Here is an 18060-nt window from a genome sequence, read left to right as displayed (position 1 = left end):
CTATGCCGCCTCGCTATCTTCCTCATTAAGGAAGGCGAGAGCGGGGTCGTCCGACTCGGCGTCCTCGGTCGAGAGCAGCGAAGATTCAGGATTCACCGGGCGCAACGTACGTTCGATAATCTTCGCCGGCCCCCGGTCGACCGTCCGGTCGGGCTCGATGTAGTGTCCTTCTGTGATCGCTGTCGATCCGTGGCCGAGGAAGGTGGCGGCAGCGTCGGCGCTCGCCCCGCGCGCGATGACCGTGGCACCAGTCCGCCGATACCAGCGAAGTGTGATCCCCTCCCCCGCGAGATCTGCCAGCTCGAGGAACGCTCGGAAGGTACGTCGCACATTGAACGGACTCAGTGGCTTGCCCGCACGATTGGCGAAGATGGTCCGTTCCGGGTCGGTGGTCGGGATGCCGGCGAGCCGTGCTCGAAGGACGTTCGCAGCGAAGTCCGGGACCGCGATTCGGCGGATGGAGTGCTCGGTCTTCGGGTGATCTTGACGGACGGCACCGCTGCCGGTGCGCAACACGACCGTCCCCTTCACCGAGATCGTCATCCCGCTGGGACCGTCCTCGACATCGCACACGCGGAGTGCGAGTCACTCACCGATGCGCAAGGCGGTTCCGAGGAGCACCTCGATGATGTCGCGCACCTGACCATCGGGCTTGGGCCCCTTGACGTCGGGTCCGGTCCGCCAGCGAGCCGCGGCATCGCGGATCGCGTTGATCTGCTCAACGGTCAACGCCTGACGCTCGCCTTTCGGCCGGCGCAATGGACTCGTTCCCTGCACCGGATTCCGCGGGATCGCATCGTGCCGAAGAGCAAAACCGAAGAGCTGGTTGAGTACCGTCCGCGAGTGGTGCGCGCGTGAGGGTGACACCGCACTCTCAGAGCGAAGGAACCACTCGACGCGGCCGGTGGTGATCTCACCGAGTGAGAAGTGCTCGAACTGCGGCCTCACTCGGAGTCTGAGATCGTCACGATAGTTCTTCTTGGTGCCGTCCGACAGATCGCGCAGATGCAGATCCTCCAGCCAGAGGTCAGCGAGCTCTCGGAAAGAGCTACTGAGGTCGAGGAGGCCGCCGGCCCCGAATCCGGGTCTGTCGAGGAGACGCTCCTTCAAACGCGCGCGAGCGGCCGATTCCGTGCGAGCAGCACCGGTCACCCTGCGCAGGCGCCCGTCGGCGTCACGGATGCGCGCCAGCGCCACATACGACGCCCCGCGTCTGGTCACGCTGATGGTTCCGTACGAGCCGATCAGGGTGCGTGGCCGCCCGCCGTTCACGACGCACCACCGGCGTGACGCCGCTCGTCGGCCAGCTCCATGCGCTGGACCCATGCGTCGATCTCGCTCTCACGGAACCTCAGTTGCGTGCCGACGCGGAACCCACGGGGGCCACGACCCTTGCTCCGCAGGTCGTAGATCGTCTGCACGGAGACTTTGAGCTGCGCGGCAAGCTCAGCCAGCGACACGTAGTTTCCGTGTCCCGACTCTGAGGTGCCGACGCCGTCCATATAGCGAAGGTGCGCGGGCGGTGCCGCGTACCTTCCAGATACTTCGAGAAGGTCCGAGAGCGCACTGCGGCGACCCGGCGAAGTGTCCAGTAAACGACTACCAAACATTCAAGCTCCCTGATCAGGGAGTGAAGATTCGGGGCCTTACCGGGAGTTTTGGTGGACCTGAGGGGACTCGAACCCCTGACCCCCTGCATGCCATGCAGGTGCGCTACCAGCTGCGCCACAGGCCCTTGTTCTGCTGCCCCGCGAGGCAACTCCACAAGCTTACAACACGTCGAGGCGTGCTTCGAACCACCGCGGACTACTCCGTGGGCGTCCGGGCCGGAAGGTCGATCGGGACCACCGGGCAGTCCTTCCAGAGCCGCTCGAGGCCGTAGTACACGCGCTCCTGCTCGTGGAACACGTGCACCACGAGGTCGCCGAAGTCGAGCAGTATCCAGCGGGCTTCCTGCCGTCCCTCGCGACGCAGGCGCTTGTGCCCCGCCTCCAGCAGACGGTCTTCGATCTCGTCGGCGATCGCGGCGACGTTGCGCTCGCTGCGACCGGTCACGAGCAGGAAGATGTCGACGAGCGGAAGCGGCTCCGACACGTCGAGCGCGACGAGGTCTTCTCCGCTCTTCGCGTCGGCGGCGACCGCCGCGATCTGCAGCATGTCGAGGGACTGAGCGGATGCCGTCATCACAGCACCCCCGTGACGAAAGCGAGGATCAGTACGCCGACCAGCGCGAGCGCCAGGGCGCCGGCGGTGATCGCGAGCGTGAGCATGAGCTTGCTGCCCTTCTCGGGCACGGGCGGTCGGATGACCTCGCCGGCGGTCTTCACGGTGCTGATCGCAGCACTCGCGGCGATCGGGGTGGGCGACGAGTGGGCGGGCAGCTCGCCGTCGACGAGCGTGGCGTCGACTTCCTTGCCGTCGGCCGTGCCGCGGGCGTGGCCGGTCGATCCGAGCCCTTCCGGCAGGTTGAATGTGCCGGTGATGAGCACCTCGCCCGTCGAGCTGAGCGGAGCGACCATGGGCGACACCTCGGGCGCCTGCGACAGGATCAGCGCGTTGGGCATCGACACGGCACCCGTGGAGCGAGCGAGCAGCTGGTCGAACGACGGGGGCAGGTCGGCCTGCTCGGGCTCGCCCGCGAGGAGACCTGCACCGAGGAGCGGGCTTACGCTGCGCTCCTTGTCGGCTTCGGCCTCGTCGGCAGTCACGGCGGGCGCCGGATCGGCTGATGCGTGACCGTCGGACCACGGCGAGACCGGGCGTACGGGCTCGGGCCGCGGCGCCCCGGCGGTGCGCTCCGGGGCCTGCTGGATGACCGGCGCGGGGGCCGTTGCGAGACCGAAGAGGTCGTGCATGCCGCTGTGCAGGCTGACCGGCTCGGTGCGGGTGAGCGGCGGAGCCTCGGTGACGAGGGTCGCCATGGAGGCGGAGTGCGCCGCAGCGACCTCGGGGGTGATGACCGGGACGGACGCCGTGCGGATGCGCTCCTGCTGACGTGCCTGGCGCCGGGTGAGGGGCGATGCTCCGAGGTCGACCGCGGAGTCGGCGACGGGCGCCGGCGGCACAACCACCGGATCGGCAGCTCGCGGGAGGTGCGCCGATGCGATCGGCGCGGGGGCCGGGGCCGGTGCGGGCTGCTCGGGCTCTGCCTGGGCAGGAGCCTCGGTGGGGGCCGGCGGCGCCTCCGGCTCGGCCGCCGGCGCGGGCGGAGCGGCTGCGATGGCAGCGCTCTCAGGGGTGATCACGGGGGTGGACCCGGTGTTCCGGATCTCGCGCAACTGCTTGCGCGTCAGCGGTGGGTTCGCCGGCTGCTCGGGTTCAGTCATTCCTTGCTCCGGTAGAGATGGTGCTTCGCAATGTATTGGACGACCCCGTCGGGAACGAGGTACCACACCGGGTGTCCTTGTTGTACGCGGTCGCGGCAGTCCGTGGACGAGATGGCGAGAGCGGGGATCTCGAGCTGACTCACGTCTTCACTGGGCAACCCGTCTGTGCTGAGCACATGCCCGGGGCGGGAGACCGCAACGAAATGTGCGAGGTCCCACAACTCATCATGGTCCCTCCAACTGAGAATTTGCGCTATGGCGTCGGCGCCCGTGATGAAGTACAGGTCGGCGTCGGGACGCTCCGCCTTGAGATCGCGCAGGGTGTCGATCGTGTACGTCGGGCCCGACCGATCGATGTCGACGCGGCTCACCGTGAAGCGGGGATTGGATGCCGTGGCGATCACCGTCATGAGGTAGCGATGCTCGCTCGGCGAGACGCCGTCCTTCTGCCACGGCTCCCCCGTCGGCACGAACACGACCTCGTCGAGGTCGAACCACTGGGCAACCTCGCTGGCGGCGACCAGGTGGCCGTGATGGATGGGATCGAATGTCCCACCCATGACCCCGATCCTCGGGGCTGCCGACGCCGTCATGCAGTGCGGCCTAGTGGCCGTGCCCCACGTGCTGGACGTCGTTGGCGTGGGCGCGGGCGTAAGCCTCGGCCTTGTGCGAGTGGCGGTTGGCGACGTTGCGGTACGACAGCGTCACGACGGCCAGGGCGGCGAAGACGCAGATCGCGACGATGCCATACCAGACGGTCTCGAGGGCGACGTTGCCGTGGTGCTCGGATTCCGCGGCGAGGGCGACGATCGTGGCGATGGTCATTCGTGCTCCGTTCCATTCGCCTGCGGGCACAGGCTGTATGTCAGTTTAGGCGGTCAGTCGCGCACTTGTCCGACGCCCCGCGCCAGCCACTTCGTGCTCGTGAGCTCGGAGAGGCCCATCGGGCCGCGTGCGTGCAGCTTCTGCGTCGAGATCCCGACCTCGGCGCCGAAGCCGAACTCGCCGCCGTCGGTGAAGCGGGTGGAGGCGTTGGCCATGACGACGGCCGAGTCGACCTCGGCCAGGAAGCGCTCGGCGTGGGCGGGGTCGTCCGTGATGATCGACTCGGTGTGATGGGTCGAGTAGCGGCGGATGTGGTCGAGCGCCGCGTCGAGGTCGTCGACCACGCGCATGGCGATGTCGAGGCTCAGGTACTCGGTCGACCAGTCCTCGTCCGTCGCCGGGACGACGTCCGTCGCCAGCGACGACACGGTCTCATCACCGTGCACCGTGACGCCCGAACCGCGAAGGGCCTCGACCACCGGCGGGACCAGGCGGGGCGCGGCATCCTTGACCACCAGTACGGTCTCGACGGAGTTGCACACGCTCGGCCGCTGCGTCTTGGCGTTCACGACGATGTCGCGCGCCCAGTCAAGACGCGCGGTCGAGTCGAGCACGATGTGCACGACCCCGGCACCGGTCTCGATGACGGGGACCGACGACTCGGTGACCACGGTCTCGATGAGCTGGGCGCTCCCCCGCGGCACGAGCACATCGACGATGCCCCTCGCCTGCATCAGCTCGCGGGCGCCCTCTCGTCCGAAGTCGTCGACGGTCTGGATCGCCTCGGGGTCGATGCCCTGCTCGGCGAGGGCGCCGCGCATCGCCCGCACGAGGGCGGCGTTCGTGCGCTCCGCAGCCGTTCCGCCCCGGAGGACGACGGCATTCCCCGAGCGCAGCGCGAGCGCGGCGATGTCGACGGTGACGTTCGGGCGCGCTTCGTAGATCGAGCCCACGACGCCGAACGGCACGGCCACCTTCGTCAGCGCGACGCCGTTCGCGAGGGTCCGGGTGTCGAGGACGCGGCCGACGGGGTCGGGCAGTTCGGCGACCTCCCTCACTGCCGCGGCGAGGGAGGCGACACGCGGCTCGTCGAGCCGCAGGCGATCCTGCAGCGCGACCGACAGTCCGGCGCTGCGCCCGCGCTCGAGGTCCTCGGCGTTCGCGGCGACGATCTCGCCGGTGGCGCTCTCGATCCCTCGCGCGATGGCTTCGAGGGCGTCGCGCTTGGCGGTGTCGCTGAGGAGCCCGACACTCCGGGAGGCCTCCTTGGCGAGGAGCATCCGCTCGCGGGCAGTCGTGGCGGTGGTGGTCATCCCACCAGTTTATCGACGGCGGTGCGCACAGGTCCGGTCGCCGGGGCCGCGGTCGGCTCGGGGTTCGGCTGGAACCAGGTGCCGATCTCGGCACCCGCCAGCGCCTGGTCGACGAGGTCGGCACTCGTGACGAGAACGCCGATTCCGGATGCCGCGGCCAGCCGCGCAGCCGAGACCTTGGTCGCCGCGCCGCCGGTGCCGACGCTGTTGACCACGACGGAGCCGAACTCGAACCCGTGCAGATCGTCGCCGTAGGCGACGCGCGTGATCGGCGTCGCGCCCGGCTCGTCCGGCGGCCGCGTGTAGAGGCACTCGATATCGCTCAGGAGCACGAGCGCGTCGGCACCGACCAGCTGCGCGACGAGCGCCGCGAGCCTGTCGTTGTCGCCGAAGCGGATCTCATGCGTGGCGACGGTGTCGTTCTCGTTGACGATGGGCAGGATCCGCAGCCCGAGAAGGCGCTCCATGGCACGGCGCGCGTTCGAGCGGTGCGTGGGGTTCTCGAGGTCGCCGGCCGTCAGCAGCACCTGGCCTGCGACGATGCGGAACGCGCGGAGTGCCGCTTGGTAGCGGTAGATGAGCACGTTCTGGCCCACGGCGGCAGCGGCCTGCTGCGTGGCCAGGTCGCTCGGGCGCTCGTCGAGCTTGAGATACGGCATGCCGGTGGCGATGGCACCCGAAGACACGAGGACGACCTCGACACCGCGACCATAGGCGGCCGCGAGGGCGTCGACGATCGGACCGATCTTCTGGGCGTTGTCACCGCTGATCGAGGAGGAGCCGACCTTGACGACGACCCGGCGCGCGTGCGCCAGGTCGCCGCGCTCCAGCGTCACTCGTCGCCCTCCGCGCTCCAGTCCTTCGCTGCACGGCGCTCGGCCTCGAGTTCGGCGCGGGCCTCAGCCTTGGCATCCATCATGTCGTGGTAGCGCTCGCGGCGCTCGGCCGTCGTCCGTCGGCTGCTCTGCACCAGGCGCGGGTCGGTGCCGCGCGGGGCGGTCGCGAGTTCGGCGACCGACTTGAGCGAGGGCTCCCAGTCGAAGACGATGCCGTCGCCCTCGCCGATGACGACGGTCGCACCGGGGGTCGCGCCGGCACGGAACAACTCGTCTTCGACGCCCAGCTTCTCGAGCCGGTCGGCAAGGTAGCCGACCGCCTCCTCGTTCTGGAAGTCGGTCTGCTGAACCCAGCGCACCGGCTTCTCGCCGAGGATCCGGTAGATGTTGCCGTAGGTGCCGCCCTCGACGCGGATCCAGAACTCCTTCGCGGAGCCCTTGGGTCGGATGACGATGCGCTCGGGCGCGGGGGTCTTGGCCTGCTCGACCCGGTGCGCGGCGACGATCTCGCCGAGCGCGAAGGTGAGCTGGCGCAGCCCCGCGTGGCTGACGGTGGAGATATCGAACACGCGGAATCCGCGGGCCTCGAGCTCCGGACGTACGAGGTCGGCCAGGTCCTTCGCCTCGGGAACGTCGACCTTGTTCAGTGCGACGAGCTGCGGGCGCTCGAGAAGCGGCGTCTGGCCCTCGGGCACCGGGTATGCGCCGAGCTCGGCGAGGATCACGTCGAGGTCGCTCAGCGGGTCGCGGCCGGGATCGAGCGTCGCACAGTCGAGCACGTGCACCAGGGCGGTGCAGCGCTCGACGTGACGCAGGAACTCGAGGCCCAGGCCCTTGCCCTCGCTCGCGCCCTCGATGAGACCGGGAACGTCGGCGACGGTGAACCGCACGTCGCCGGCCTGCACGACGCCGAGATTCGGATGCAGGGTCGTGAAGGGGTAGTCGGCGATCTTGGGACGTGCCGCGGAGACGGCGGCGATGAGACTGGACTTGCCGGCCGAGGGGAACCCGACCAGGGCGACGTCGGCGACGGTCTTCAGCTCCAGCTGGACGTCGCCCTCCCACCCGGGGGTTCCGAGCAGGGCGAAGCCGGGGGCCTTGCGCTTGGGGTTGGCCAGCGCGGCATTGCCGAGACCGCCCAGGCCGCCGGGCGCGACGACGAAGCGCATGCCGGGCTCGATCATGTCGACGAGCGTCTCGCCCGAGGTGTCTTTCACCACCGTTCCGACCGGCACCGGGAGCTCGAGCGACTCCCCCGCCGCACCGGAGCGGTGATCGCCCATGCCGAACCCGCCGTTGCCGCCGGAGCGGTGAGGCGCGTGGTGGTACGACAGCAGGGTCGTCACCTGGGGGTCGGCGACGAGCACGACGTCGCCGCCGTGTCCGCCGTTCCCTCCGTCGGGGCCGGCGAGCGGCTTGAACTTCTCACGGCGCACGGACACGCAGCCGTTGCCGCCCTTGCCGGCGCGCAGATGCAGCGTCACACGATCGACGAAAGTGACCATGCGTTCCCCCTCACGAGCAGTCTGGGTCAGCCCCAGAGTAAAGGGAAAGGGGCGAGCCGAAGCCCGCCCCTTTCCTCGAGTATGCGTAGTCCGAGGATTACTCCGCGGCGGCCACGATGTTGACGACCTTGCGGCCGCCCTTCTGACCGAACTCGACAGCGCCCGCCGCGAGGGCGAACAGCGTGTCGTCGCCACCGCGGCCGACGTTGGCGCCGGGGTGGAAGTGGGTGCCGCGCTGACGGACGATGATCTCGCCGGCGAGGACCTTCTGACCGCCGAAGCGCTTCACGCCCAGTCGCTGAGCGTTGGAGTCACGACCGTTACGGGTGGAGCTTGCGCCCTTTTTGTGTGCCATCTCTGCGTCTCTTCCTGGACTTACTTGATGCCGGTGACCTTGACGCGCGTGAGGTCCTGACGGTGCCCCTGGCGCTTCTTGTAGCCGGTCTTGTTCTTGAACTTCTGGATCACGATCTTCGGGCCGCGCTCCTCGCCGAGAACCTCGGCGGTGACGGTCACCTTGGAGAGCTTGTCGGCGTCGGTCGTGACAGCGTCGCCGTCCACGAGCAGGACGGCGGGCAGCTCGATCTTGTCGCCGATCTTCGCGGCCTGGCGGTCGAGAACGACGATCGTGCCGACCTCGACCTTCTCCTGTCGGCCACCGGCGCGCACAACTGCGTAAACCACTTCACACCTGTTTCTACTGAGATGGAGCGCACAGCTCCGGTTGTCTTTGCGAGACTCTGCTCTTGCGAGAAGAGGAAGTCCTGGTGCGGCAGCGACGGCTCCAGCCGGCTGCTGAGCCTGTCGAGCATCGCCATATCCTGCGAAACGGGACGCACCAAAGGACTACTTTACCGGATGCCGCGACCAACGCCAAAAGCAGACCGAACCGTGTCGCGGCATCCCTCGTGAAATGATCGCGGGGTGGCGATCCTCATCGACGATCCGCGGTGGCCCGCCCACGGCAGACTGTGGGCGCACCTCGTGAGCGACAGCGATCTCGACGAGCTGCACGCGTTCGCCGCGGCGAACGGCATCCCCCGCCGCGGCTTCGACCGCGATCACTACGACGTGCCGGATGACGCCCACGCCCGGCTCGTCGCCGCCGGCGCCGAGCACGTCGACGGTCACGAACTGGTGCGGCGGCTGATCGCGTCAGGACTCCGCGTGACAGCGCGGGAGCGACGCGCCGGCCGCTGACCCCTTTCGGAGCCGGCGGACGGCGCGACGGTCGGATTCAGTCGTCGGACGGCGTGTGCGACACCGGCGTGCCGGTGAGTGCGGCCGTGGTCACGCGACGGCGCGACCGGCCCTGTCCCGGGGCCTTCGGCTCGGGGAGAGCCTCGAGCACGGAGTCGAGCAGGATGTCCTTCTCGGTCTTGGGTGCCTTCGGCTTCGTCTTGGCCGCGTCGCCGCGCTTCTTGCGGGCCTTCTTCGGCCGCTCCACCGGTGCCTCGATCGCGGCCGGCTCGTCTGCCGGCACCTCGTCGTGGTGGTGGATGGTCGATGCGGCGATCTGCGCGAGTGCGGACTTGACGCCCTCGGTGATCACGTGCGTGCCGTTGGAGCCGCCCGTGGCCTGCTGCTGCGCGCCGCCTCCGCCGCGCGAGCGGCGGCCGGACGGCGCACCGCCCGACGCCTGGGCGCCGCGGTGCTTGACCACGGGGTCGTGGTGCACGATCACGCCGCGGCCCGCGCAGACCTCACACGGCTCGCTGAAGGTCTCGAGCAGCCCGAGTCCCAGCTTCTTGCGCGTCATCTGCACGAGACCGAGCGAGGTGACCTCGGCCACCTGGTGCTTCGTCCGGTCGCGGCTGAGGCACTCGACCAGGCGTCGCAGGACCAGATCGCGGTTGGACTCGAGCACCATGTCGATGAAGTCGACGACGATGATGCCGCCGATGTCGCGCAGCCTCAGCTGGCGCACGATCTCCTCGGCAGCCTCGAGGTTGTTCTTCGTCACGGTCTCTTCGAGGTTTCCGCCCGAGCCGACGAACTTTCCGGTGTTGACGTCGACGACCGTCATCGCCTCGGTGCGGTCGATGACCAGCGAGCCACCGGACGGCAGCCAGACCTTGCGGTCGAGCGCCTTCTCGATCTGCTCCGTCACGCGGAACTCGTCGAACGGGTCGCGGTCGCCCTCGTAGGCCACGACGCGCTCGAGGAGGTCGGGCGCGACGCTCTCGACGTACTTCGTGATCGTCTGGAGCGCGTCCTCGCCCTGGATGAGCATGCGCGTGAAGTCCTCGTTGAAGACGTCGCGCACGATCTTGACCAGGAGGTCCGGCTCGGAGTGCAGCAGCGCCGGCGCCTGGATCGTCTGGACCTGCTTGCTGACGTGCTCCCACTGCGTGGTGAGCCGCTGCACGTCGCGCGTGAGCTGCTCCTCGGTGGCACCCTCGGCGGCGGTGCGCACGATGACGCCCGACGACTCCGGCAGCACCTCCTTGAGGATCTTCTTGAGGCGCGCGCGCTCGGTGTCGGGGAGCTTGCGGGAGATGCCGTTCATGGCTCCTCCCGGCACGTACACGAGGTAGCGGCCCGGCAGCGAGATCTGGCTCGTCAGCCGTGCGCCCTTGTGACCCACAGGATCCTTCGTGACCTGCACGAGCACCTTGTCGCCCGACTTGAGCGCGAGCTCGATGCGGCGGGGCTGGTTGCCCGTCTCGACCGCGTCCCAGTCGACCTCGCCGGAATACAGCACGGCGTTGCGGCCGCGGCCGATGTCGACGAAGGCGGCCTCCATGCTCGGCAGCACGTTCTGCACGCGACCGAGGTAGACGTTGCCGATGAGCGACGCGTCCTGATTGCGCGCGACGTAGTGCTCGACGAGAACGTTGTCTTCGAGCACGGCGATCTGGATGCGACCGTTCTTCGAGCGGACGATCATGACGCGGTCGACGGACTCGCGCCGTGCGAGGAACTCGGCCTCTGTCACGACCGCGCGACGACGGCCGGCCTCACGGCCGTCACGGCGGCGCTGCTTCTTGGCCTCGAGACGGGTCGAGCCCTTGATGCGCTGCGGCTCGGTGATGAGCTCGACGGCGCGCTGGCGCGGCTGGGAGGGCTCGGACGGAGCGGATGCCTCGTCCCGGCCCTCTCCACCGCGGCGACGGCTGCGACGCCGCGTCGATCCGGACGACTGCTCGGTGTCGCGTTCGCGCTCTTCGTCGGGAGCGGAGGGCAGGAACGCGATCTCGGGTGCGTAGAAGTGAAGCTGCGTCGACACCTCCGACACGAAGTCCTCGGGCAGGAGTCCGAGGCTGACCGCTGTCAGCGGGGCCTCCGGCTCGGGCTCACCGGGGGTCTCGGGCTCGGTCGTCGCCTCGGCCGCAGCGGGCGCCTCGAGCGCACTCTCGCTGTCCGGCTCCGCATCGGCCTGCCCGGCGTCCGGAGTCGCCTCAGCGGCGCCCTCATCCACCACGGGCGCTGCGCCGCCCTCTTCGAGAACCTCGACGGCCTCGATCACGGCTTCGGTCTCAGCCTCCGCGAGATCGAGTGCGTCGTCCGCGGCGTCGGTCACCGCGGTGTCCGCAGCGCCTGGCGCTAGCGGGGCATCCGATTCGTTCTGGGGGTTGAGGTCTGCATCTGTTCCATCGGCCATCACTGGCTTACTCCCTGCGGGTCGGCACCGCGCGCCGCCCGGCGAAATCTCTTGCGGTGCCGCACCTGCGGTGCCGCGAACTCACTCGGTCTGCAGCGGGATCCCGGCTCATGCGGCGGGAGCTCACGCTGCCAAGGGCATTCGTCGCCCTGAAGTCTTCTGGTGATGCGGGTCGCGGCGCGGCCGCGGGGCATCGACGACCATTATCGCACTTTCGCCCGCCGATTGCTCGCCGACGCCACGCCGGGGATTTCCCACGGCTCGGGGCGCGGCATCCGCTCACCCTCCGATGCCATAATCCGAGGCATGCCGCACGCCCAGACCCACACCCGCCCCACCGGCCTTGCCGTGTGGCTGATCATCGCCGGTGTGATCGGGTGGATCGCCGCCTTCGCGCTCACGATGGAGCGCCTGCACCTGCTCGCCGATCCCGACGCCATCGCGTCGTGCGACTTCAGCCCGCTGGTGCAGTGCACGGCGAATCTCGGTTCATGGCAGGGCAGCGTCTTCGGGTTCCCGAACCCGATCCTGGGCCTTGCCGGGTGGGTCGCCCCGATCGTGGTCGGTGTCGCGATCCTCGCCGGCGCGCGGTTCGCCCGCTGGTTCTGGTGGCTGTTCGAGCTCGGGATGGTCTTCGCGTTCGGCTTCGTGATCTGGCTCATCAGCCAGAGCATCTTCGAGCTCGGCACGCTGTGCCCCTGGTGCATGGTCACCTGGGTCGTCACGATCCCGACGTTCTACGCCGTGACGCTGCACATCCTGCGGTCGGGTCTCGTGACAGTGCCCGCCGGGGTCCGCTCGGCGTCGGAGCGCCTGATGGGCTGGCTCCCGCTGCTCGCCGTCGGAAGCTACGCCGTCATCGCGGTCATCGCGCAGGTGCAGCTGGACGCACTCCAGCGCATCTTCCCCGGCTGAGCCGGATCAGGCCCCGGCTGAGCCGGATCAGGCGAACCAGATCGCCAGCTCGCGCGCGGCCGATTCGGGGCTGTCGGAGCCGTGCACCAGGTTCTGCTGCACTTTGAGGCCCCAGTCGCGGCCGAGGTCGCCGCGGATGGTGCCCGGCGCGGCCGTGGTCGGGTCGGTGGTGCCGGCCAGCGACCGGAAGCCCTCGATGACGCGGTTGCCGGCGAGCCGGATCGCCACCGACGGGCCGGACATCATGAACTCGAGGAGCGGCTCGTAGAACGGCTTTCCCTCATGCTCGGCGTAGTGCCGCTCGAGGGTGCCGCGGTCGGGCTCCACCAGGCGGATGTCGACGAGGGAATACCCCTTCGCCTCGATGCGGGCGAGGATCGCGCCGGTCAGGCCGCGCGCCACTCCGTCGGGCTTGACCAGGACGAGGGTCTCTTCGGTGGCCATGTCAGTCTCCGTTCGCCGTTCCGGCTTCGTGTGGGGGGTTGGCCGCGAGCTGCGCGTTGCGCCGATCGAGCTGGGCCCCCTTGATCGTCGCATACGCGTACATCCCGCCGAAAATGATTGCCACCAGCCCGAGCGCCGGAACGAGGAAGGCGCCGAGTGCGACGACGACCTGCAGCACCCACCCGAAGGCGATGCCCCAGGGATAGCGCACGAAGCGGCCGGTGAGGATCATCAGCACGGCCACGACGGTTCCCGCGACGATGCCCCACCAGGGCTCGATGGGTTCCGGCAGTGCCTTGAGGCCGTAGATCACGAGGCCGCCGAGGAACGCGATGATCGACTCGAACGCGAGCACGATCGACGCGAGCGACTCCGCGGCGCCGCGGGCGCGGCGGGCGGGCTGCCGGGGGGCGGTGCCGGTCATCGCTCCCACCCGCTCTTCCATTCCTCTGCGTCGGCCAGGGTGATCGCCTCCCCCGCCAGCACGACGGACCCGGCGATGATGACGGCACGGCGTTCGGAGTCGGCTCCCCACGCCCGCGCGGCCTCCGCGGCCTGCGCGAGGTCGTCGTGGACGGTGACGGGCAGCTCGTGCGACTCCGCGAGATCGGCGAGTCGGTCGGCATGCTCGGCGCGCTCCGACGCCGGCGCGGTCGCGAAGACGTGGGTGGCCACCGGTGCCAGCTCCGCCATGATCCCTGCGGCATCCTTGTCGCCCAGCACCCCGAGCACGACGCCCCACTCGTCGAAGTCGAACGACTCCCGCAGCGCGGCGACGAGGGCCCGCGCACCGTGCGGGTTGTGGGCGGCGTCGACGAGGACGGTGGGCGCGATCCCGACGAGCTGCAGGCGGCCGGGGGCGGTCGCCTGTGCGAGTCCCTCGGTGAGGACGGCGGCGGCGATCGCCTGCGAGGCGCCGCCGATGAGCGCCTCGACGGCGGCGATCGCGAGTGCTGCGTTGAAGCCCTGGTGTCCGCCGTAGAGCGGGAGGTACTCCTCGTCGTACGTGCCGGCGAGGCCGCGCACGGTGATCTGCTGCCCGCCGACGGCGAGCCGCTGCTCGGCGAGACCGAAGTCCTCGCCCTCGAACGCGATGCTCGCCCCGTGTGCGGCGGCCGCGTCGCGCAGCACACGCTCGGCTGCGGGATCCTGTCGCGCCGACACGACGGTTGCGCCGTCCTTGATGATCCCCGCTTTCACCGCGGCGATGTCCGCGATCGTGTCGCCGAGCCGGTCGGCGTGATCGATGTCGATGGGCGTGAACACGGCGACGTCGCCGTCGGCGGTGTTGGTCGAGTCCCACGATCCGCCCATGCCCACCTCGAGCACGAGCACGTCGATCGGGGCGTCCGCGAAGGCGACGAAGGCGAGCACCGTGAGCAGCTCGAAGAACGTCAGCGGCGCATCGCCGGACGCCTCGAGCTCGGCGTCGACCAGGGCGACGAAGGGCTCGATCTCGTCCCACGCGTCAGCGACGGCCCCGTCGGCGATGGGCTCGCCGTCGACCATGATGCGCTCGGTGAAGCGCGCGAGGTGCGGGCTGGTGAACAGCCCGGTCCGCAGCCCGTGTGCGCGCACGAGGCTCTCGATGATGCGGCTGGTCGAGGTCTTGCCGTTCGTGCCCGTCACGTGCACGACGCGGTATGTCTTCTGCGGATCGTCGAGCAGCTCCAGCACGCGGCGCGTGCGCTCGACGCGCGGCTGCACCCATCGCTCACCCTGTCGCTGCAGCAGCGCCGCGTAGACGGCGTCGGCCCGACTCACATCGCGATCGCTCATGCGGATGCCTCCACCTTGGTCACGGAGACCGTCAACGCTCCGCGGTTCGCGAACGTTCCCGCGGCGAACTCGGCCGTGTGGCCGGGACCGGTGTCGGGAAGGCTGCCGCGCGGACCGTAGAGCGCGTGCTCGACCGCGAGGGTCTCCCCCGCGACGTCGGCGACGGCGAACGCCGTCTCGACGGCGACGCGATCGTCGACGTCGTCGAAGGCGAGTTCGAGCCGGATGCGGTCGCTCACGTCGAACCCGGCCGCCTTGCGGGTGTCCTGCACGGCGCGGATCACATCGCGGGCCAGTCCCTCCGCTTCGAGCTCGGGAGTCGTCGCGGTGTCGAGCAGCACGAAGCCTCCGTCCGAGAGCAGCGCGATCGCGGTGCCCTCGTCGACCCCGCCGGCTTCGAGGGTGAGCTCGTACTCGCCCTCCTGGAGGGCGATGCCGTCGACGACGACGCCGCCGTCGACCTCCTCCCACACGCCGGCCTTCGCACCGGAGATGACGTGCTGCACCTGCTTGCCCAGCCGCGGTCCGGCCGCGCGGGCGTTCACCGACAGGCGCTTGCTGATGCCGTAGCGCTCCGCGACACCGCCGTCGAGCTCGACGAACTCCAGCGCTTTGACGTTGAGCTCGTCGCGCAGGATGCCGTCGAACTGCGCGAGGGACGCGGCATCCGGAACCACCACCGTGAGCTTGGCGAGCGGCAGGCGCACGCGCTTGCCCTCCTTCTTGCGCAGCGCGTTCGCGACGCTCGACACCTGGCGTACGGCGTCCATGGCTGTGCGGATGTCGTCGGCCGCCGGGAAAGCGGCGGCCTCGGGCCAGTCCTGCAGGTGCACGCTGCGGCCGCCCGTGAGGCCCTGCCACACGCGCTCGGACACCAGCGGGATGAGCGGCGCGGCGACGCGGGTGAGAGTCTCCAGCACCGTGTAGAGCGTGTCGAACGCCTCGCGGCTCGTCGGGTCCTCCGTCACGCCGACCCAGAACCGGTCCCGCGAGCGGCGGATGTACCAGTTGGTGAGCGCCTCGGCGAAGTCGCGGAGCTTCGCCGCGGCCATCGTCGAGTCGAGACCCTCGAGGTCGACCGCGACGTCGCGCACCAGGTCTCCCAGCAGTGCCAGGATGTAGCGGTCGAGCACGTCGGTCGAGCCGGTGCGCCACGACGCCTCGTAGCCGTCGGGACCGGACGCGTTGGCGTAGGTCGCGAAGAAGTACCACGCGTTCCACAGCGGCAGCATGAACTCCCGCACGCCGGCACGGATGCCCTCCTCGGTGACGACGAGGTTGCCCCCGCGCAGCACGGAGCTCGCCATGAGGAACCAGCGCATCGCGTCGGACCCGTCGCGATCGAAGACCTCGCTGACGTCGGGGTAGTTCTGCAGCGACTTCGACATCTTCAGACCGTCGCTGCCCAGCACGATGCCGTGGCACGAGACACCCGTGAAGGCCGGCCGATCGAACAGCGCGGTGGAGAGCACGTGCATGACGTAGAACCATCCGCGCGTCTGCCCGATGTACTCGACGATGAAGTCGGCCGGCGAGTGCTCCTCGAACCAGTCCTGGTTCTCGAATGGGTAGTGCACCTGCGCATACGGCATCGAGCCCGAGTCGAACCAGACGTCGAACACGTCCTCGATCCGGCGCATCGTGCTGGCGCCCGTGGGGTCATCGGGATTCGGGCGGGTGAGCTCGTCGATGAACGGGCGGTGCAGGTCGACCTCGCCTTCCGCGTTGCGCGGCAACCGGCCGAAGTCGCGCTCCAGCTCCTCGAGCGAGCCGTACACGTCGACGCGCGGGTACTCCGGGTCGTCGCTCTTCCACACCGGGATCGGCGATCCCCAGTAGCGGTTGCGGCTGATGGACCAGTCGCGGGCGCCCTCCAGCCACTTGCCGAACTGGCCGTGCTTGACGTTCTCAGGCACCCAGGTGATCTGCTCGTTGTTCGCGAGCAAGCGGTCCTTGATGTCGGTCACCCGCACGAACCAGCTCGACACCGCACGGTAGATGAGCGGGTTGCGGCACCGCCAGCAGTGCGGGTAGGAGTGCTCGTAGCTCGCCTCGCGCAGCAGGCGGCCCTCCTGACGGAGCAGGCGGATCAGCGGGCGATTGGCATCCATCCACAGTTCGCCGGCGACATCCGTCACCTGCGGCAGGAAGCGTCCGCCGTCGTCGAGACTCATGATGAGCGGGATGCCGGCCGCCTCGGTGATGCGCTGGTCGTCCTCGCCGTAGGCCGGGGCCTGGTGGACGATTCCCGTGCCGTCGCCGGTCGTGACGTAGTCGTCGACGAGAATGCGCCAGACGGTTCCGGTGCCCCAGGTCTCGGCATCCGCGTAGTAGTCGAACAGCCGGTCGTAGGACACGTCCTCGAGCTCGGAGCCCATCACCGTCTGGACGACGGCTTCGCGGGCCGCTTCGGCGCTTTCGTAGCCGAGGTCCTTCGCGTAGCCGGCCAGCAGCTCCTCGGCGAGGAGGTAGCGGTGCGCGTACGCCTCAGCGAGCTCGTCGGCGCGGCCGTCCGGCGCGTGGTGCACGTCGGCGGCGCCGGCCGGACCACCTGGGAGCACGACATAGCGGATGTCCGGACCCACCGCGAGGGCGAAGTTCGTCGGGAGCGTCCAGGGCGTCGTCGTCCACGCCAGCGCCCGGACGCCGGTGAGTCCGAGCGCCTCGGCCTTCATCCCGACGAGGGGGAAGGTCACGGTGACCGACGGGTCCTGGCGCATCTTGTAGACGTCGTCGTCCATGCGCAGCTCGTGGGTCGACAGCGGCGTCTCGTCGCGCCAGCAGTACGGCAGCACGCGGTGCCCCTCGTACGCGAGGCCCTTGTCGTGCAGCGTCTTGAACGCCCACAGCACCGACTCCATGTAGGACGGGTCGAGCGTCTTGTAGCCGCGCTCGAAGTCGACCCAGCGCGCCTGACGCGTGACGTAGTCCTCCCATTCGCGCGTGTAGGCGAGGACCGACTCGCGGGCCTTCGCGTTGAACGCCGCGACGCCCATCTCCTCGATCTGGGTCTTCTCGGTGATGCCGAGCTGCTTCATCGCCTCGAGCTCCGCGGGCAGGCCGTGCGTGTCCCACCCGAACACGCGGTCGACCCTCTTGCCCAGCATCGTCTGGAAGCGCGGGAACAGGTCCTTCGCGTAGCCGGTGAGCAGGTGGCCGTAGTGCGGCAGACCGTTCGCGAACGGCGGGCCGTCGTAGAACACCCACTCCTGCGCGCCTTTACGCTGCGCGATGGATGCGCGGAAGGTGTCGTCCGCCTGCCAGAACGCGAGCGTGTCGCGCTCGATCTCGGGGAAGCGCGGGCTCGGCACGACGGAGTCGGCGGCGGGTCCGAACGAGGACTTGGGGTAGGTCATGTCACTCCAGCAGGTTGCGATGCTTCCTGCGAGGACGACCCTTGCGAGCCGCGGTACCACCCCGCGTGACCCCCGCCGAACGGCGGGGACCCACTCTCACTGCGGCTGTGACGGGCCTGACCCGCTCGGTTCTAGTGGGGACCGGAGTCCTGTTCTT

At 69.4% G+C, this 18060-nt stretch carries 19 protein-coding genes and 1 tRNA gene; 2 read left to right on the top strand and 18 right to left on the bottom strand.

The genetic code is table 11. The features are described 5' to 3' along the window. The 13 genes from H9622_RS13450 to rplU all read right to left on the bottom strand — a co-directional run bounded on the left by H9622_RS13450 (position 1) and on the right by rplU (position 8489). Positions 1 to 543 carry a tyrosine-type recombinase/integrase gene (locus H9622_RS13450; RefSeq protein ID WP_191766912.1) on the bottom strand — a complete coding sequence of 181 codons (543 nt, stop codon included), beginning with the start codon at positions 541 to 543 and terminating at the stop codon, positions 1 to 3. A 42-nt stretch (positions 544 to 585) separates the two neighbouring features. Then, positions 586 to 1197: a site-specific integrase gene (locus H9622_RS13445; protein ID WP_191766911.1), complete on the bottom strand. Its 612-nt coding sequence runs from the start codon at positions 1195 to 1197 to the stop codon at positions 586 to 588. Positions 1198 to 1268: 71 nt separating this feature from the next. Next, positions 1269 to 1502, bottom strand: a complete 234-nt coding sequence (locus tag H9622_RS13440; RefSeq protein WP_191766910.1) for a helix-turn-helix transcriptional regulator — start codon at positions 1500 to 1502, stop codon at positions 1269 to 1271. A 157-nt stretch (positions 1503 to 1659) separates the two neighbouring features. Further along, positions 1660 to 1735, bottom strand: a tRNA-Ala gene (locus H9622_RS13435). A 71-nt stretch (positions 1736 to 1806) separates the two neighbouring features. Continuing rightward, on the bottom strand, positions 1807 to 2184 hold the full coding sequence (rsfS, locus tag H9622_RS13430) for a ribosome silencing factor (protein ID WP_191766909.1): 378 nt from the start codon (positions 2182 to 2184) through the stop codon (positions 1807 to 1809). Further along, a complete protein-coding gene (locus tag H9622_RS13425) occupies positions 2184 to 3326 on the bottom strand; it encodes a hypothetical protein (protein WP_191766908.1) in 1143 nt (380 codons plus the stop codon). The genes rsfS and H9622_RS13425 overlap by 1 nt, the downstream gene beginning before the upstream one ends. Beyond that, positions 3323 to 3919: a nicotinate-nucleotide adenylyltransferase gene (gene nadD, locus H9622_RS13420; RefSeq protein WP_191766907.1), complete on the bottom strand. Its 597-nt coding sequence runs from the start codon at positions 3917 to 3919 to the stop codon at positions 3323 to 3325. The genes H9622_RS13425 and nadD overlap by 4 nt, the downstream gene beginning before the upstream one ends. A gap of 10 nt (positions 3920 to 3929) precedes the next feature. Then, the gene (locus tag H9622_RS13415) at positions 3930 to 4151 is read right to left on the bottom strand and encodes a hypothetical protein (protein WP_191766906.1); all 222 of its coding nucleotides are present in this window, start codon (positions 4149 to 4151) and stop codon (positions 3930 to 3932) included. Positions 4152 to 4204: 53 nt separating this feature from the next. Continuing rightward, a complete protein-coding gene (locus H9622_RS13410; protein WP_191766905.1) occupies positions 4205 to 5464 on the bottom strand; it encodes a glutamate-5-semialdehyde dehydrogenase in 1260 nt (419 codons plus the stop codon). After that, entirely contained in the window at positions 5461 to 6300 is an 840-nt protein-coding gene (proB, locus tag H9622_RS13405; RefSeq protein ID WP_191766904.1) for a glutamate 5-kinase, read from the bottom strand. The genes H9622_RS13410 and proB overlap by 4 nt, the downstream gene beginning before the upstream one ends. Beyond that, positions 6297 to 7805, bottom strand: a complete 1509-nt coding sequence (obgE, locus tag H9622_RS13400; protein ID WP_191766903.1) for a GTPase ObgE — start codon at positions 7803 to 7805, stop codon at positions 6297 to 6299. Before obgE ends, proB begins: the two co-directional genes overlap by 4 nt. A gap of 97 nt (positions 7806 to 7902) precedes the next feature. Beyond that, a complete protein-coding gene (gene rpmA, locus H9622_RS13395) occupies positions 7903 to 8160 on the bottom strand; it encodes a 50S ribosomal protein L27 (RefSeq protein ID WP_056119621.1) in 258 nt (85 codons plus the stop codon). A 20-nt stretch (positions 8161 to 8180) separates the two neighbouring features. Further along, positions 8181 to 8489, bottom strand: a complete 309-nt coding sequence (gene rplU / locus H9622_RS13390) for a 50S ribosomal protein L21 (protein ID WP_191766902.1) — start codon at positions 8487 to 8489, stop codon at positions 8181 to 8183. 240 nt (positions 8490 to 8729) lie between these two features. On the opposite strand from rplU, the gene H9622_RS13385 reads away from it, so the two are divergent. Beyond that, positions 8730 to 9005: a DUF4031 domain-containing protein gene (locus H9622_RS13385; RefSeq protein WP_191766901.1), complete on the top strand. Its 276-nt coding sequence runs from the start codon at positions 8730 to 8732 to the stop codon at positions 9003 to 9005. Positions 9006 to 9042: 37 nt separating this feature from the next. On the opposite strand, the gene H9622_RS13380 is transcribed toward H9622_RS13385, so the two are convergent. Beyond that, positions 9043 to 11409, bottom strand: coding sequence for an Rne/Rng family ribonuclease (locus tag H9622_RS13380; protein ID WP_191766900.1), 2367 nt, complete (start codon positions 11407 to 11409; stop codon positions 9043 to 9045). Positions 11410 to 11715: 306 nt separating this feature from the next. On the opposite strand from H9622_RS13380, the gene H9622_RS13375 reads away from it, so the two are divergent. Continuing rightward, a complete protein-coding gene (locus H9622_RS13375) occupies positions 11716 to 12324 on the top strand; it encodes a vitamin K epoxide reductase family protein (RefSeq protein ID WP_191766899.1) in 609 nt (202 codons plus the stop codon). A 27-nt stretch (positions 12325 to 12351) separates the two neighbouring features. Here the strand turns inward: H9622_RS13375 and ndk are convergent, their stop codons facing one another. From ndk to ileS, 4 genes are read right to left on the bottom strand one after another with little or no spacing between them, the layout of a single operon-like run. Then, positions 12352 to 12768 carry a nucleoside-diphosphate kinase gene (ndk, locus tag H9622_RS13370; RefSeq protein ID WP_191766898.1) on the bottom strand — a complete coding sequence of 139 codons (417 nt, stop codon included), beginning with the start codon at positions 12766 to 12768 and terminating at the stop codon, positions 12352 to 12354. Position 12769: 1 nt separating this feature from the next. Further along, positions 12770 to 13192, bottom strand: a complete 423-nt coding sequence (locus tag H9622_RS13365) for a DUF4233 domain-containing protein (protein ID WP_191766897.1) — start codon at positions 13190 to 13192, stop codon at positions 12770 to 12772. Beyond that, positions 13189 to 14547 (bottom strand): bifunctional folylpolyglutamate synthase/dihydrofolate synthase, encoded by a 1359-nt coding sequence (locus H9622_RS13360; RefSeq protein ID WP_191766896.1) that lies wholly within the window; start codon positions 14545 to 14547, stop codon positions 13189 to 13191. The genes H9622_RS13365 and H9622_RS13360 overlap by 4 nt, the downstream gene beginning before the upstream one ends. Next, positions 14544 to 17903, bottom strand: coding sequence for an isoleucine--tRNA ligase (gene ileS / locus H9622_RS13355; RefSeq protein ID WP_191766895.1), 3360 nt, complete (start codon positions 17901 to 17903; stop codon positions 14544 to 14546). Before ileS ends, H9622_RS13360 begins: the two co-directional genes overlap by 4 nt. Positions 17904 to 18060 lie beyond the last annotated feature (157 nt).

It is taken from the genome of Microbacterium gallinarum, from assembly GCF_014837165.1.
Lineage (GTDB): Bacteria > Actinomycetota > Actinomycetes > Actinomycetales > Microbacteriaceae > Microbacterium > Microbacterium gallinarum.
Note: the sequence above shows the minus strand (reverse complement) of the source record. Positions and strands in the feature narration are given on the sequence as shown.

What these genes read in the sequence shown, in the direction of transcription:
- H9622_RS13365 (WP_191766897.1), bottom strand. Translation starts at nt 13,192, where the DNA reads ATGACCGGCACCGCCCCCCGGCAGCCCGCCCGCCGCGCCCGCGGCGCC.
- ndk (WP_191766898.1), bottom strand. Translation starts at nt 12,768, where the DNA reads ATGGCCACCGAAGAGACCCTCGTCCTGGTCAAGCCCGACGGAGTGGCG.
- H9622_RS13415 (WP_191766906.1), bottom strand. Translation starts at nt 4,151, where the DNA reads ATGACCATCGCCACGATCGTCGCCCTCGCCGCGGAATCCGAGCACCAC.
- H9622_RS13440 (WP_191766910.1), bottom strand. Translation starts at nt 1,502, where the DNA reads ATGGACGGCGTCGGCACCTCAGAGTCGGGACACGGAAACTACGTGTCG.
- ileS (WP_191766895.1), bottom strand. Translation starts at nt 17,903, where the DNA reads ATGACCTACCCCAAGTCCTCGTTCGGACCCGCCGCCGACTCCGTCGTG.
- H9622_RS13360 (WP_191766896.1), bottom strand. Translation starts at nt 14,547, where the DNA reads ATGAGCGATCGCGATGTGAGTCGGGCCGACGCCGTCTACGCGGCGCTG.
- H9622_RS13380 (WP_191766900.1), bottom strand. Translation starts at nt 11,409, where the DNA reads ATGGCCGATGGAACAGATGCAGACCTCAACCCCCAGAACGAATCGGAT.
- nadD (WP_191766907.1), bottom strand. Translation starts at nt 3,919, where the DNA reads ATGACGGCGTCGGCAGCCCCGAGGATCGGGGTCATGGGTGGGACATTC.
- H9622_RS13425 (WP_191766908.1), bottom strand. Translation starts at nt 3,326, where the DNA reads ATGACTGAACCCGAGCAGCCGGCGAACCCACCGCTGACGCGCAAGCAG.
- obgE (WP_191766903.1), bottom strand. Translation starts at nt 7,805, where the DNA reads ATGGTCACTTTCGTCGATCGTGTGACGCTGCATCTGCGCGCCGGCAAG.
- rsfS (WP_191766909.1), bottom strand. Translation starts at nt 2,184, where the DNA reads ATGACGGCATCCGCTCAGTCCCTCGACATGCTGCAGATCGCGGCGGTC.
- rpmA (WP_056119621.1), bottom strand. Translation starts at nt 8,160, where the DNA reads ATGGCACACAAAAAGGGCGCAAGCTCCACCCGTAACGGTCGTGACTCC.
- H9622_RS13375 (WP_191766899.1), top strand. Translation starts at nt 11,716, where the DNA reads ATGCCGCACGCCCAGACCCACACCCGCCCCACCGGCCTTGCCGTGTGG.
- H9622_RS13450 (WP_191766912.1), bottom strand. Translation starts at nt 543, where the DNA reads ATGACGATCTCGGTGAAGGGGACGGTCGTGTTGCGCACCGGCAGCGGT.
- H9622_RS13410 (WP_191766905.1), bottom strand. Translation starts at nt 5,464, where the DNA reads ATGACCACCACCGCCACGACTGCCCGCGAGCGGATGCTCCTCGCCAAG.